This window comes from Micromonospora sp. NPDC049049, from assembly GCF_040649115.1.
GTDB lineage: Bacteria > Actinomycetota > Actinomycetes > Mycobacteriales > Micromonosporaceae > Micromonospora.
The window spans coordinates 19,700-33,412 of record NZ_JBEZEX010000039.1 but is presented as its reverse complement, the minus strand read 5'-3'; the positions used below and the strand labels follow the sequence as shown (position 1 = coordinate 33,412).

Annotated in this window: 13 protein-coding genes and 1 pseudogene; 7 read left to right on the top strand and 7 right to left on the bottom strand. The window is 67.7% G+C overall.

The genetic code is table 11. The annotated features are described in order from the left end of the window. The first annotated feature begins 166 nt into the window (after positions 1–166). The 5 genes from AB0B68_RS28480 to AB0B68_RS28460 all read left to right on the top strand — a co-directional run bounded on the left by AB0B68_RS28480 (position 167) and on the right by AB0B68_RS28460 (position 4,450). The gene (locus AB0B68_RS28480; RefSeq protein WP_357263966.1) at positions 167–1,087 is read left to right on the top strand and encodes an SRPBCC family protein; all 921 of its coding nucleotides are present in this window, start codon (positions 167–169) and stop codon (positions 1,085–1,087) included. Then, on the top strand, positions 1,084–2,259 hold the full coding sequence (locus AB0B68_RS28475; protein WP_357194234.1) for a zinc-dependent alcohol dehydrogenase: 1,176 nt from the start codon (positions 1,084–1,086) through the stop codon (positions 2,257–2,259). Before AB0B68_RS28480 ends, AB0B68_RS28475 begins: the two co-directional genes overlap by 4 nt. 195 nt (positions 2,260–2,454) lie before the next feature. Beyond that, positions 2,455–3,084, top strand: coding sequence for a TMEM175 family protein (locus tag AB0B68_RS28470; protein WP_357194237.1), 630 nt, complete (start codon positions 2,455–2,457; stop codon positions 3,082–3,084). Positions 3,085–3,156: 72 nt separating this feature from the next. Next, on the top strand, positions 3,157–3,564 hold the full coding sequence (locus AB0B68_RS28465; RefSeq protein ID WP_357263963.1) for a DUF2267 domain-containing protein: 408 nt from the start codon (positions 3,157–3,159) through the stop codon (positions 3,562–3,564). A 37-nt stretch (positions 3,565–3,601) separates the two neighbouring features. Further along, on the top strand, positions 3,602–4,450 hold the full coding sequence (locus AB0B68_RS28460) for a hypothetical protein (RefSeq protein WP_357263960.1): 849 nt from the start codon (positions 3,602–3,604) through the stop codon (positions 4,448–4,450). A gap of 334 nt (positions 4,451–4,784) precedes the next feature. Here the strand turns inward: AB0B68_RS28460 and AB0B68_RS28455 are convergent, their stop codons facing one another. The 3 genes from AB0B68_RS28455 to AB0B68_RS28445 form a co-directional block, all read right to left on the bottom strand. Next, positions 4,785–5,822, bottom strand: coding sequence for a DUF808 domain-containing protein (locus AB0B68_RS28455; RefSeq protein WP_357263957.1), 1,038 nt, complete (start codon positions 5,820–5,822; stop codon positions 4,785–4,787). 366 nt (positions 5,823–6,188) lie between these two features. After that, a complete protein-coding gene (locus AB0B68_RS28450) occupies positions 6,189–9,149 on the bottom strand; it encodes a hypothetical protein (protein WP_357263955.1) in 2,961 nt (986 codons plus the stop codon). Positions 9,150–9,319: 170 nt separating this feature from the next. Then, positions 9,320–9,643, bottom strand: a complete 324-nt coding sequence (locus AB0B68_RS28445) for a cupin domain-containing protein (protein WP_355498316.1) — start codon at positions 9,641–9,643, stop codon at positions 9,320–9,322. Between the two features lie 71 nt (positions 9,644–9,714). Here AB0B68_RS28445 and AB0B68_RS28440 point away from each other — a divergent pair, with 71 nt between their 5' ends. Then, a complete protein-coding gene (locus AB0B68_RS28440) occupies positions 9,715–10,674 on the top strand; it encodes a helix-turn-helix domain-containing protein (RefSeq protein WP_357194252.1) in 960 nt (319 codons plus the stop codon). 109 nt (positions 10,675–10,783) lie between these two features. On the opposite strand, the gene AB0B68_RS28435 is transcribed toward AB0B68_RS28440, so the two are convergent. Continuing rightward, positions 10,784–10,996 carry a CGNR zinc finger domain-containing protein gene (locus tag AB0B68_RS28435; protein ID WP_357194255.1) on the bottom strand — a complete coding sequence of 71 codons (213 nt, stop codon included), beginning with the start codon at positions 10,994–10,996 and terminating at the stop codon, positions 10,784–10,786. A 367-nt stretch (positions 10,997–11,363) separates the two neighbouring features. Between AB0B68_RS28435 and AB0B68_RS28430 the strand changes: the two genes are divergently transcribed. Further along, positions 11,364–11,720 (top strand): nuclear transport factor 2 family protein, encoded by a 357-nt coding sequence (locus AB0B68_RS28430; protein WP_357263950.1) that lies wholly within the window; start codon positions 11,364–11,366, stop codon positions 11,718–11,720. A 56-nt stretch (positions 11,721–11,776) separates the two neighbouring features. Here AB0B68_RS28430 and AB0B68_RS28425 read toward each other — a convergent pair. The 3 genes and pseudogenes from AB0B68_RS28425 to wrbA all read right to left on the bottom strand — a co-directional run. After that, positions 11,777–11,871 (bottom strand): annotated as a pseudogene (locus AB0B68_RS28425) (IS5/IS1182 family transposase); the annotation flags it as partial. 147 nt (positions 11,872–12,018) lie between these two features. After that, positions 12,019–12,915 carry an NAD(P)-binding domain-containing protein gene (locus AB0B68_RS28420; protein ID WP_357194258.1) on the bottom strand — a complete coding sequence of 299 codons (897 nt, stop codon included), beginning with the start codon at positions 12,913–12,915 and terminating at the stop codon, positions 12,019–12,021. Positions 12,916–13,036: 121 nt separating this feature from the next. Next, positions 13,037–13,669, bottom strand: a complete 633-nt coding sequence (gene wrbA, locus AB0B68_RS28415; RefSeq protein WP_357194261.1) for an NAD(P)H:quinone oxidoreductase — start codon at positions 13,667–13,669, stop codon at positions 13,037–13,039. Positions 13,670–13,713 lie beyond the last annotated feature (44 nt).

Sequence of the window (13,713 nt, the reverse complement as noted above, 5' to 3'; positions counted from 1 at the left end):
GGGGTATGCGGGCCTCTATGGGTTGCGTACCGGACTTCCACGAGCCGGAATGGCTCGGCCGGGGTGCGACCGGATACGGAGGCGACCCGTGACTCAACTAGCAACCCGAGAGGCCGCTCAGGCCAGGCAGGAAGACCTACAACGGCGAGGGCGCCGGCTCGGCTGGATGAGTCTCGGTCTGGGGATGGCACAGCTGGCGGCACCGGACACGGTGCGCCGAATCAGCGGGGTGGACGACTCCTCGACCTCCCGGACCATGGTGCCGCTGGTCGGGGCGCGGGAGCTGGTCCATGCGGCCGGGCTCCTGACGAGCCGGCGCAAGGGCATCTGGGCGTGGACCCGGGTCGTGGGCGACGCGATGGACCTCGCCTCTCTCGGGGTGGCCATCGCCCACCGAAGCGGGCACCGCCGCCGTCGCCTCGTCGGTGTCACTGGCGCCATCGTCGGGATCACGGTGGTGGACCTGCTGACCGCCGTCCAGGCCACCCGCGCCACGAGGATCGGTTCGGCGGTGCCGGTACGAGGCCCACGCGAAGGAGGATCCATGGAGCTGACAGCCACGACAACCATCCGCAAACCCCCGCCCACGGTCTACGCGTTCTGGCGTGACCTGGACAACCTCCCCACGTTCATGGCACACCTCGAGACGATCCGCGCCACCGGCGACCGTACGAGCCACTGGTCCGCCAGCGCGCCCTTCGGCAAGAATGTCGAGTGGGACGCGGAGATCACCGACGAGAACCCCGGCGAGATGATCGCGTGGCGGTCCACCGGGAACGCCGACGTGCCGAACGCCGGCACGGTCCGGTTCGTTCCCGCCCCGGATGGGGTCAGCACCGAGGTGCATGTCGTCATGTCGTACGACATCCCGGGCGGCCCGGTCGGCAAGGTGGTTGCCAGGTACTTCGGTGAGGAACCGCACCAGCAGCTGGACGACGACCTGCGCCGGCTCAAGCAGGTGCTGGAGACCGGCCAGGTGGTTCGATCCGAGGGGGCCCCGTGGGGCAAGCGGGCCCGCAAGGAGTTCCCGCAGCGTCCGGCGCAACCGCTGTCGGACTCCGAGCTCGCGAAGGGGGCAGACGCGTGAGGGCGAACACCTGGGCGGGCCGCAACAAGGTCAAGGTCCGTGACGTACCGGACCCGAAGATCCTCAACGACCGCGACGCCATCGTACGGATCACCTCCACCGCGATCTGCGGCTCGGACCTGCACCTGCTCGACGGGTATGTGCCCACGATGCAGGACGGCGACGTCATGGGTCACGAGTTCATGGGTGAGGTGGTGGAGGTCGGCCGGGGCGTCGACCCAGGTCGGCTGCGCCTCGGGGACCGGGTCGTGGTGCCGTTCCCGATCGCGTGCGGAGCGTGCGGTGCCTGCGCCGCCGAGCTGTACTCCTGCTGCGAGAACTCCAACCCCAACGCCGGGATCGCGGAGAAGATGTTCGGCCACCCGGTTGCCGGGATCTTCGGCTATTCGCATCTGACCGGTGGCTTCGCCGGCGGTCAGGCGCAGTACGCGAGGGTTCCGTTCGCCGACGTCGGTCCGCTGAAGATCGAGGCCGACCTCACCGACGAGCAGGTGCTGTTCCTCTCCGACATCCTGCCCACCGGCTACATGGGCGCCGAGATGTGCGACATCCAGCCCACCGATGTGGTGGCGGTGTGGGGCGCCGGCCCGGTCGGGCAGTTCGCGATGGACAGCGCCCGGGCGCTCGGCGCCGCGAAGGTCATCGCCATCGACAAAGAGCCGTACCGGCTGCAGATGGCCGAACGGGCGGGCCACACGCCGGTGAACTTCGAGGACGTGGACGTGCGGTCCCGGCTGCTGGAACTGACCGGTGGGCGGGGGCCGGACAAGTGCATCGACGCGGTCGGCATGGAAGCCAGCCACGGTGCCGCGCACGTGCACGCCTACGACCGGATCAAGCAGGCAGTCCGATCGGAGACCGAGCGCCCGCACGCGCTACGGCAGGCGATCCTGTCCTGCCGCAGCGGCGGCATCGTGTCGGTGATCGGCGTGTACGGCGGCTTCCTCGACAAGTTCCCGGCCGGGGCGTGGATGAATCGGGCGCTGACCCTGCGTACCGGTCAATGCCACGTGCAGCGCTACATGAAACCGCTGTTGCAGCGCATCGAACGTGGGGAGATCGACCCGACCCGGGTCATCACCCACACCCTGCCACTCGACCAGGCGGAACGCGGCTTCGAGATCTTCAAGAACAAGCAGGACAACTGCGAGAAGGTCGTCCTCAAACCCTGACCACCACCCGCATCCGGCCACCGCGGCACGCCCGGTGGCCGGATGCGGCGTCTGTCCGCGGGCGCCGACCTTCCGCGGACGGCCGCACTCGCACCCCCGGCTCTCCATCTGTTTGCCATGGACGACCCTGGGTAGGCGCAGTCGGTGAGCGGGCCAGACGCAGACCTAGGCACCCGGTCAGACACCAGCCGCGCGGTGGCGTTCAGCGACGCCATCTTCGCCATCATCATCACGTTGCTGGTCCTGGACCTGCGGGTGCCGGACGTTCCTCCTGGCCGCCTCCTCTCCGGACTCCTCGAGCAGTGGCCCTCGTACGCCGCTTATCTCGCGTCCTACTCGTATGTGGCAGTCGTCTGGCTCAACCACAAGGCGGCGTTCAACCGCATCCAGCAGGTCGATCGCGGCCTGCACTGGATGAACCTGTTCGTGCTGTTCAGCACGGCGTTGCTGCCGTTTCCGACCGCCGTCGTGTCGGACGCGCTGCAGGAGCACAACAACGCGGACCAGCGGGTGGCCGTCGCCTTCTACGCGCTGATCGGCGCGTTGCTGTGCGCTACCTGGCTGGCGTTCTACCACTACCTGGCAAAAAACCCGGACCTGCTCAAGGACCAGGCCAGGGGCGGCTTCTTTCCCGTCGAGCGGCTCAGAGCCCTCGTCGGGGTCGTCCTTTACGTCCTCGCGGGGTTGGTCGGCTACCTTGTCGCGCCGTTGATCGGCCTGGCCATCTTCGTCCTTCTGCCCGTTTTCTACGCCATCACCAGCGCTGGCCTGTACCAGTCGCCCGTGACCCGACGTATCACCCACAGTCCTCCGCCACGACCCTGAGATGGACGACCCGCCGATTAACCCGGACGGCGGCGGGTACCCGCCGTCATCCCGTTCGAGAGGGGATCCGAGGTGAACTACAACGAGTTCATTCAGTCTGTGGCAGCACGACCCAGGGTTCCGCCCGAAAAGGCCGAACCGATCACCCGCGCCACGCTTGAGACCGTGGCAAAACGGGTCACCGGTGGCCAGGCAAGGGACCTCGCCTCCCAACTCCCCGAGGAGCTACGCGGCCTGGTGTCCAGGCCCACCGAAGATCCGCAACGGTTCGGCCTCACCGAATTCCTCCAACGGGTGCAGTCCCAGGCAGGGGTGGATCACCAGGTGGCCACCGACGGAGCGCGAGCCGTCTTGGACACCCTCCGTGAGGCTGCCAGCGCGAAGGAGTACGGGGACTTCGTCGACCAATTGCCGCAGGAGTTCTGGCAGTTGACCGGGCCGGGGTCGGGACAGCTTCAGCCCCGCCGGATCGGCACCTAATCCGTTCGGACGTCAGGCGAGGCCCAAGGAGTGCGTGATGACCGAACCGGAGAGCCGGGACACGGGCGCACGGGAGTCGCCGGCGCAACCGCGTGAACGCGTTGATGGGCAGCGCGACGCCGAGGAAGGCGCAAAATCCGCCGAGCCGGGCGAGAGCCGCAGTGTCGCCGCCGGGCCGACGGGTGCCAAGCCCGGCGAACACCCCCTCATTCCGGACAGTGGTGCGCACGGCCTTCCTCAGCCGGCTGGTGGGCGCAGCAGCAAAACAATGTCAGACCCGGACGTCGTCCTCCAGATCCCGCAGGTCAAAGTTGATCAGATCTACGTCGAGGTAGACGATCTGGACACCTCTGTTTCTCTGCGAGCACGGCTGGGCAGCCTGCTCCAACTCGACGTGGGCGTTCAGGCGCGTCTCGGCACGGTGAAGGTCGACATCAAGGGCGTCGAGGCCGAGGCGATGCTTGAGGTTCGGCTCGATGAGCTCCGGGGCATCCTCGACAGCGCCCTCCGCACAATCGAGCGGAACCCCCAGATCGTCGAGTCGCTGGTGAAGACAGTGGACAACGCCGTGAACCAGGTCGGGCAGACGGCGCAGGAGGCGCTGGGACCCGATGGACCGCTGTCGCAGACGCTGCAGCAGGCAACCCAGCAGGTCGGCCAACAACTCGGGCAGGCCACCCAGCAGCTCGGACAGAGCACCCAGCAACTTGCTCAGAGCAGCGGGACGGTGGCTGGCAGCGGCATGGGGGGTCTCGGCACCGTGCTGGGCGGGTCTCCGGCCCACGCCGCGTGGCAACGGATGAAAAAGATCGTCAACAGCAGCCAGCCACTGAGGCAGATCACGACATGGCTGGCCGGACCGCAGGGGCAACAGCCGCCGAGCTGACTCGACGTCCGCGGCCAGCAGTGTGGCGAGCTGTCCGATGCGCACGTCGACGACGTCCGGGAGAAGGCTCACCGCCGCCATGCCCTCACCCACCGCCAAGGCGGCGATCCTGCTGTCCTGGCTGGGTGAAGGCGTCCTGGTACGGCAGCTACTCGATGCTCACCTGCCACGATTCGACCCTTCGGCCACATTCATCGGTGGTCATTCTGGCGACGGCGACACCAATACCGCGCCAAACGGCCTACTACCAGCGAAGACTCCGACTCCACCGGGTGCGACTGGAGTACCGAGCGCGGTTCAGCACCAAACGCCTGACCCCGTGGTCGAGTTGCGGTCATCCGCGCGGCGCTTGGTCCGCAGGAGCATCGGGGCGCCGAGCTGCACGGCTCGGCGGCGGGGGGATGGTGCCGTCAGTACGAGTCGTGGCCGTCGCAGTCGCGGCCGCAGCCTTGGGTTTGCGGCGGTGGAGCGTGAGAGTCATGACCAGCACGACCAGCGCTCCGACGATCAGCCCGAGGATCGCGCTGGCCACCGTGTTGACGAGCCAGCCGACGAGCCCGCCGAGAACACCCGTGGCGTCGTGGGCGGCGACCTCCACGTGGTGCACGGCCTCGTACAGGAAGTGCAGGTTCAGCTCGTTCGTGCCTAGCAGCAGGATGTGCCCGCCCACCCACAGCATCGCCGCGGTGCCGACCACCGTCAGCACGGTGAGGACCACCGGCATCGCCCTCACCAGACCGCGGCCGAACGTGGCGACGGCGCCGGAACGTTGCGACAGGCGCAGCCCGGCGTCGTCCATCTTCACGATCAGGGCCACCACGCCATACACCAGGACGGTTATGACGACGGCGACGACAGCCAGGATCACCAGGCGGGACCAGAACGCCTCATCGATCACCTCGTTAAGGCTGATGACCATGATCTCCGCCGAGAGGATCAGGTCGGTTCGTACCGCCCCGGACACCAGTGTCGTCTCGTCCTGCACGTTCTCCTCGCCCGCACCGGAGGCGCCGTGATGGGCGATCTTGGCCCACACCTTCTCCGCGCCTTCGTAACAGAGGTAGGCGCCGCCGAGCATGAGGATCGGAGTGAGCAGCCAGGGCACGAACTGACTGAGCAGCAGCACCGCAGGCAGGATGATGAAGAACTTGTTGCGCAGCGACCCCACGGCAATGCGCTTGATAATCGGCAACTCGCGCTCGGCCGCCAGGCTCCGCACGTACTGCGGCGTGACGGCAGCATCGTCGACGACGACACCCGCAGCCTTGGCGCCGGCCTTCGCTGCGGCCGCCCCGATGTCATCGATAGACGCGGCAGCGGCCCGGGCCAGCACCGCCACGTCATCCAGCAGGGCTACGAGTCCACCGGCCAAGGGAGGGTCCTTCCAGGGTTGAGCGCAGAGTTCGAACTGGCCCATTCTCGCTCAGGTCCCTGTGCGCGGCACGCCACCGCCCGGCCGTATGTCAGGCGAGAGCTCGAGGTGAGCGACCATCGCGCTCGGCCGACGGTCCGCCACCACCGCGCCCGGGTCATCACCTGGCGCCAGTTCAGGCCGAACCCGTCCGCCGCAGCGCCGAGTCCAGCTACCGCCAGGTCTGGGCCAGACTCGTCTCTGGCCTCGGCGGTCCCGCCGTGGCCGCTCAGACGTCATCGGCTCTGGCCGGAAACACCTTGAGATCCCCCCGGCCTTTTGCTGGTTCCGCCGGGCGTGAGATACGCCCGGCGGAACCAGAGGTGTTTATCCGAGTGTGAAGCGGAAGAAGCGGGGGCGGTAGATGCCAGGGTCGCGGTAGTGGTCACCGTCGGGCGAGACGCTGGTGTCCATGCTGTTGACGTTGTACGACGCGATGAACGTGTCGCCGGAGCTGAACGCCGGGTGCACGTGGGCGTTGTACGAGATGACGTTCGGGTTCCAGTAGCTGCCGTATGGTCCGGGTTCGGGCATTCGGTAGACCGGGGTCTTCTGGGTGAAGGGACCGTAGGGTGAGCAGGACGTCCAGGCGTTGATCTGGCCGCTGAACGCCTGGGTGCTGTCCTGGCTGAGCAGCAGGAACTGTCCGCCCCAGGGGGTGACGCTGTATTCGTTGGCGATGCCGGTCAGCAGGTTGCGGGAGTTCTGCTCACGCATCGTCCAGCCCCACGGTGTGTGGTACTGCCAGGTGCCGCTGGCGAGGTCGCTGCCGTAGACGCGGGCGATGCGCATCTGCTTGTTGATCGGCGAGTCGTCCACGCCGTAGACGTAGGTGTAACCGTCGCCGCTGCGGCTGGCCGGCAGCAGCCCCGAGCCCCAGGCGACCCCGCTGGCGGAGGGCAACTCCCGGACGCTGACCGGGGTCCGCAGGTTGGACAGGGCGAAGTTGGCGACGACGTTGCGGTTGAACCGCCAGTCCCAGGCGCCGGAGCCGAAGCGCTCGTACTCCTGGTATACCACCTGGAGTTGCCCGCCAGAGAGGTGACCGTCACCGACCCAGTACCACTTACCCGGTCCGGAGGGCGGCATCAGCGCTCGCGGAGCCCCGGCGGTGCCGCCCTGGTAAGTGGTCAGCGTTCCACCGCTCTGCACCACGAATGTGTTGTTCACCAGCGGAGCGCTCACTGGTCGGGTGCCGTCGCCGTTGAGCGGTCCCATCCAGGTGTCGGAGAACAGCCACACGATCCGCCCGTCGGGCAGCTTCACCGAGTACGTCGAGTCACCGCCGGTCCAGCCGTCCCGCGTGCTGGCGGCGTACCGGTTGAATGTGCCCTCTGGCTCGACGGTGGTCTCCACGCTGCGCACCGACAGCGGCCGCAGAACGCACGAGCGGCGTGTGAGCGGCAGCGTGGTCTCCACGTAGGTGCTGAACGTCTTCGGGCTGCTGTCCGCGTCGGCGGAGTGGATGTCAAGTTCGGTCCAGGTGGTCACCAGAGTGGCCACCATGGGGTACGCGAAGTCCGGCACGGTGATCAGACCGCCGGCGTCGGGGTAGCGCACCGTCTGGATGCTCGGGTACTTCACCTGCGTGCCAGCGCTGCCAGCCGGCGACCAGAGGACCACTGCGGAGCTGCGGTTGGCGTCCTTGCTCGTGTCGATCAGCAGCGTCGAGCAGTACCCGCAGCCCGGGTCGCCGGAATTCTGGACGGCCCGGAAGTCATGGTAGACGGCGCCGCCCTTGCGCAGAATGTCCTGGTACTCCACGTGCGTGCCAGCGGGGGTGGAGTGACTCTTGCGGGCCGGCCTCGCGCCGCCGAGAATGTCGCCGCTCGTCCCACTCAGGGCGGAGATGTTGTCCCGCCACAATCTCGTGTCGGTATCCGTGTACCCGTAGCTGCGCCACGCGTCCACCGTTGGGGCGGGGGCGGCGTTCGCCTTGGCCAGCCGATAGTTGGCGATGTGGTAGCCCAGCAGCATGTCCTTGAAGTTCAGGCCATAGCCCTGCGCGGCGTGCCGGATCGCCTCGATCGGCAGATGGTCGTGGTCCCGGATGCTTTCCCAGGTCCGCCGCACGAAGACCGGGTCGATCTGCTCGGTGAGATAAGTGGGCAGCAGGAACGCCCCGTATTGCGGGCCGCCACCCAGGCCACCCCACGAGTTGAGCGCTGAGCCCGGCATGCTGAGCACGTCGTAGACGTTGCGCGCATACAGCTCTTCCTCGCCGGGGATGGGCAGGTACGGCTCTCGGACGTAGGTCTGGTGGGCGGCCCACTCCGCGGTGGCCTCCATCCACCAGTTCATCGAACCGAACTCCTTGCTGCCAACGTAATTGAAGACGAAGTCGACGGCTATGTCAGACTTGTCCCAGTACTGGTACTGCATGACGTGGAACAGCTCATGCCGGGGCAGGTAGTCCCAGTCGGTCTGCCCGTTCGGCACCAGGATGGTGGCCTGCTGATTGAGCCCGAACGGCAACACGAAAGGCGCGTCGATCGGGATGCCGAGCCCGCCGACGACAGGGATCTCGTCAACGCCGTAGACCAACACCCACGGCTTGCCGTCGCGCACCGGCAGCGGGTAACCCATCTCGCGGTACTCGTCGACAGCGATCGCGAGCGAATTCAGTAGGTGCTGGACGGCCTTGGCCCGGCCGTTGGAATGGTAGTCCGCCGGGATGCCCGGTCGGCCTGCTCCGGCGATGTTGAACAGGATGAGGAACTCGCCGGCGGATGCCCGGCAGCGGTAGGTGACACCGAGATAGTCGAACGGGTCGGCGGCGCAGTCGTCGTAGCCGGCCGCCGCGGGGGCGGCAGCCGGCGCGGCGACGTCCGGCGCGATCATCCTCGCCGCCTCGGGCTCAACGCTCGCCGCCAGCATCGAGAGGTAGGTCAGGTACCGCTGCGGGTCGCGGATGGCATCGGCCTGCCGTAGGTGGGCGGGTACCGCCCGGGGTGAGCGAAGCGCGGTGAGTCCGTACCGCACTGCGTCGTCGCGGGAGAGCTTGCCCTGGTGGTACGCCGAGAGGATCCGTTCGTTCGGGCCGAAGTCGGGCGGAGTGACTGCCTTGTGCGGCGCGATGCTGGGCGGGGCCTCCTCGAACGGCTTGGGCCTCGGGACCGGCGGGGTGATCGGTTCCGACTCGGGGGTGTGCGGCGCTGGAGCGGTGCCAATGGCACGGCTGGCGGCTCGCGCGGTGTCTGGGTCGGGTGCCGCCTGCGCAGCGCCGCTGGTAGACACTGCCCCGGCCAGAACTACCGTCGCTATGACCAGAGCCAGGGTCTTCCTCATCTACCGCTCCTAGCGTGGAGGTTGTTGGAGATATCAAGTTGCACGTGCGGATCGAGGGAGCCTTGACATGACACTGTGGACCGTTTCGATCCGATATGGGCCGATCCTCCCCCCTTGGGTCGCCGGCAGATCACGAGCCCGCTCTCCGACGGCGTGTTCGGAGTTGCCGGCTACATCGCGACGATGCTGATGCCGATCATTCGTGCGCCGGTCTCGGTACGCGGGCGGTGCGTGCTGCCCGGAGCAAACACCACGTAGCTGCCCGGGCCCAGACGGTGGCCTCGATCGATGAACTCACCCGACACCACGTAGTAGCGTTCCTCGCCCTCGTGCACGTCCACCTCTGGCCACTCCGTGCCCGGGGCGAAGTCGTACATCCAGCCACGGGCCCGCTCGGTCGCCGGCAGGCGCCGCCGGATGATGCCGGGCACGACCTCGACGGGTTCCACCTCGTCGACCTGCAGGATCTGCACATCATCAGATGCATTAGCCATGCAGTCATGATCGTCGTGTTCGCGCCGCACCGGCTAGTGTCTGCAATGACGTTGACAGGTACATTCCTGCCATGATCATTCATCGGGTGGTCGCCCTGGTTCTGCCGCCACAGTCCACCTTCGAACTCGCCTGTGTCGCTGAGGTGTTCGGCGTACGGCGCCCCGGTCTAACAGACAATTACCGGTTCGACGTGTGTGCCGAGCAGCCGGGCATCGTGCCCACCATGGCTGGTTACGACATGGCGGTCACCAGCGGGCTGCACGCGCTCGAGACCGCGGACACTGTGGTGATTCCGGGTTGGCAACGCCGCGAGCAGGCCGCGCCGTCCGCCGTGATCGATGCGCTGCGGCGCGCTCACCGGCGCGGTGCCCGGATCGTCGCCATTTGCTCCGGCGCTTTCCTGCTCGCCCACGCCGGCCTGCTCGATCAGCGCAGGGCGACGACTCACTGGCGGATGGCGGCCGAGTTCGCCGCCCGATTTCCAGGCGTGCAGGTCGAAGCCGACAGTCTGTACATCGACCTCGGCGACGTCGCGACAAGCGCGGGGACTGCGGCCGGCATCGACCTGTGCCTGCACCTGGTCCGCAATGACCACGGCGCCGCTCACGCCAACCAGATCGCCCGGCACATGGTCATGCCGCCACATCGCGAGGGCGGGCAGCTGCAGTACGCGGCAGCATCCCGGACCGCGCACACTCCGGTGTCCCTGGGCCCAGTGCTCGACTGGGCCACGGAGAGATTGCAAGATCCGCTCACCGTCAACGACCTCGCCGCGCAGGCCAGAATGTCCCCGCGTACGTTCGCCCGCAGATTCACCGCGCAACTGGGTGTCAGCCCAGGACAGTGGCTGCTCCAGCAACGGATCACGGCTGCACGAGCGCTGTTGGAGGAGACCGATCTGCCGGTCGAGACAATCGCGACCAGAGTCGGCCTGTCCACGGCCACCAACCTGCGCCGCCGTTTCCGCACCACGGTGAACACCACGCCAGCCGCCTACCGCCGCTCCTTCGGCCGCGGCGCGAGCACGTAGACCGCACGCCACCACACCTGGCCCACGCTGCCCGTTCGGCACGTGGAGAGCGGGAGACCCGCGCGCCCGTGGCCCGTTGCAGCACCGCGATTTCGCCGGCCCTGGCGTATCAGACCGCCTCGCCATCCGAAGCGGCGTGCTTACGGCGGTCGTAGTGGCGCGCCACTCGCACCCGGTTTCCGCAGGAGTTGCCGCGCCATTCGCGGTTGGGCCGGTCACGGAGGAACAGCAGTACGCATCCGGGCGCCGCACACGTACCCAGGTGGCCGGCGGCGACGAGGGCGACAGCGTCGGCGGCAACCTCGGCGATGGCACCGGTCATGGCCGCTGCTCCGTGTCGCGTCGTCAGTCGTGGCTCCGTATCGGCAAAGGCGAGCTCCTGCCAGCGCGGTGCCATTCGAGCGGCGGCTGCTCGGTCGACTGCTGAGCCACCACCGGGCTGAAGCGAAGCAGGAGCCCTGAGCGCATCCCATCGGTCCGGGCGGTCCTCGGACGGCGCGGCCGCGCGCCGCGACCGCCGACGACATCTGGAACGAGAGTGGGCCGGTACTGCGGTGCACGGACCAGTCGTGCAGTTTTACTGATTCGGGCATCTGAGGAGAGGCTCACGCCACTACCGGGCTGACGTCGCCGTTCTGCCGCGGGCGAACCCGCTTGTCTTGTTGGGGCCAGCTGCGGAGGATCGGTGGATGGATCTCCTCACCGCGGAACGGCAACTTCAAGCCGCCCAGCGCGCCGCTGACGTCGAGTCCCTCGACGCGCTACTGCACCCGCAGGTCGTGGGTGCCGGACCGGACGGCACGGTCTTTACGAAGGAGGACGACCTGGCTGGCTACCGCTCAGGTGCACTGCGAATCATCAGCCTGGTGGAGGAGTCACTCGACATCCAGGAAGACGGCCAGACCGGGGTGACTCGCATGGTCGCTGCGGTGGATGCCGTTCAGAGCGGTGCCGCTGTGTCCGCACGGTTGCGCTACACCCGACTCTGGGTGCGTGAGGACGACAACTGGCGGGTGTTGGCCGCCACCTTCGTCCCGGTCCAGTGAGTCCGTTCACGAAGGACGAGGCTGGAGTGCACGATCGCGGTGGCGAGGCGTGGTCAGCAGCGCAGTTTCGTCAGGACCTTCCCGGCTTGAGGGTGGCATTGGCGCTTTCACCGATGGCGCGGATGCGGGTGTGAGCGCGGTTTACCGGCCTGGACAAGAGACGCTGCCATCGGAACCTGCGCTGGTCACGGTGGCGGCGGATGAGGCCCGCAAGGAGGCGGCCGTGGTGGTCTTGCGGCAGAGGGCCGGATGACGCTGCGGTCTGTGGCATCGCGTCCCGGGTGCTGAGAGAGCGCCATCAGGACTTTGTCAGCAGCTCGAACAAGCTCGAGAACCCCTGAGCGCCGAAGCCGTCAGCGATCCGGCGGTTCATCAGGCCCCTGACCTCTTGCATCCGCACGGCTTCCACGCCAATGGATTCCCGATGGCTGATCATGTCGTCCATCAGGGCGGCCTGGACGTTGAGCGAGCCGAGATCCGGCGGGTATTCGCCGGCCTTGACCGCGTTGCCGATCGAGGTCAACAGCGGGGGCAGCGCGGCGACGGAGCTGGCGGCACGCTCGGCGAACTCCGCTACGTCGACTCCTTCTGCCTGCACCAGCCTCAGGGTGTGCAGGAACCCGATGAGGATCTCGTAGCCCATCGCGACCTGCGCCATGAACTCAACGGCGGCCAAGCCGGCTTCTTCCCCGTGGTAGGTGACGGTGCCCAACTCCCCCAGCGTTGACCCGTGCGCATCGATGGCCTTGCGGGAACCACTGAACGACAACATGACGTGCGCGGTACCGACGTCTGCCGCATCTCCCATGATCTTGCCATCGAGGTACGTGGCCCCGCGCTCTCTCGCCCAGCGATCGTTGGCCCGTGCTTGGTGGGGAGAGCCACTGGTCAGGTTCACCAAGACCTTGCCCGCGACTGCGGTGTCCACGGAAGCGAGTACCTCGTCGACCGCCACGCCGTCGAGCAGACACACCACGACGAGCGGGCTGGCGGCCGCAGCCTCCGCGGCGCTCGCGGCAGCCGTGGCGCCAGAGTCGACCATCGGCAGGGCCTTGCTCACGGTCCGATTCCAGACCGTCGTACGGTGTCCGCGATCGATGAACGTCCTGGCGATCGCCGAGCCCATGTCACCGAGACCGAGCACGGTGACCCGGCTGGCCTGTTCGGTCGGATCAGCGGTGGTCGTTGTCAGCATGATTTCTCTCGTTTCTACTCGGTGATTCGATGCGTCAGGTGGCGGGAAACGGGCATCCGTCGCCCCGGAGGCGACTACTCCTGGTCTCGCCCCGGATGCCGTACCGCTCGTCGCCGGGCTTCTACCCGAGGTGGCTCTCCGCGCGGACGGCGGCTGTCAGGCGGGTGAGGCGTGCGCCCTGGAAGCGGGCCGTCTCGAGGACCGCTCTGGCGTACTCCGGATCCCGGCCGGCGCGGCTCTCCACGAGGCTGACGCCGTACGGGTTCCCGCCGGCGGCGTGCGCGGTGCCGTAGTTCAGGTAGCCCGTGGGCAGGATGACCGCCCCCCAATGGTGGAACGTCTGGTAAAGGCTGAGCAGGGTCGACTCTTGGCCGCCGTGCTCCTCGTAACTGGCCGTGAAGCCGGTCGCCGGTTTGTCGGCCAGTTCCTCTGCCTGCCAGGGGGCGGTCGTGGTGTCGATGAATTGGCGCAGTTGAGAGCAGACGTTGCCAAAACGCGTCGGTGTGCCGAAGGCGTACCCGTCCGCCCACCGCAGGTCGTCCAGGGTGGCGAGCGCAACATCGGCGGTGGCGTCAAGGTGGGCCCGCCACTGCGGCCTGGCATCAACGACCTGATCCGGTGCCAACTCCGCCACCCGGCGCAAGCGGACCTCCGCGCCGGCGTCGGCCGCTCCGTCCCTGAATGCCTGGGCGAGCCGGTGCACAGTGCCGGTGGCGGAGTAGTAGATGACGGCGATCCTGGCAGCGGTCTGCACGGTTACCTCCTGGGTCGGCTCGGTTCTCGGTCAACCGTGCCGAG

What these genes read in the sequence shown, in the direction of transcription:
- AB0B68_RS28445 (WP_355498316.1), bottom strand. Translation starts at nt 9,643, where the DNA reads ATGGCTAATGCATCTGATGATGTGCAGATCCTGCAGGTCGACGAGGTG.
- AB0B68_RS28450 (WP_357263955.1), bottom strand. Translation starts at nt 9,149, where the DNA reads ATGAGGAAGACCCTGGCTCTGGTCATAGCGACGGTAGTTCTGGCCGGG.
- AB0B68_RS28420 (WP_357194258.1), bottom strand. Translation starts at nt 12,915, where the DNA reads ATGCTGACAACGACCACCGCTGATCCGACCGAACAGGCCAGCCGGGTC.
- AB0B68_RS28480 (WP_357263966.1), top strand. Translation starts at nt 167, where the DNA reads ATGAGTCTCGGTCTGGGGATGGCACAGCTGGCGGCACCGGACACGGTG.
- AB0B68_RS28430 (WP_357263950.1), top strand. Translation starts at nt 11,364, where the DNA reads ATGGATCTCCTCACCGCGGAACGGCAACTTCAAGCCGCCCAGCGCGCC.
- AB0B68_RS28435 (WP_357194255.1), bottom strand. Translation starts at nt 10,996, where the DNA reads ATGACCGGTGCCATCGCCGAGGTTGCCGCCGACGCTGTCGCCCTCGTC.
- AB0B68_RS28440 (WP_357194252.1), top strand. Translation starts at nt 9,715, where the DNA reads ATGATCATTCATCGGGTGGTCGCCCTGGTTCTGCCGCCACAGTCCACC.
- AB0B68_RS28460 (WP_357263960.1), top strand. Translation starts at nt 3,602, where the DNA reads ATGACCGAACCGGAGAGCCGGGACACGGGCGCACGGGAGTCGCCGGCG.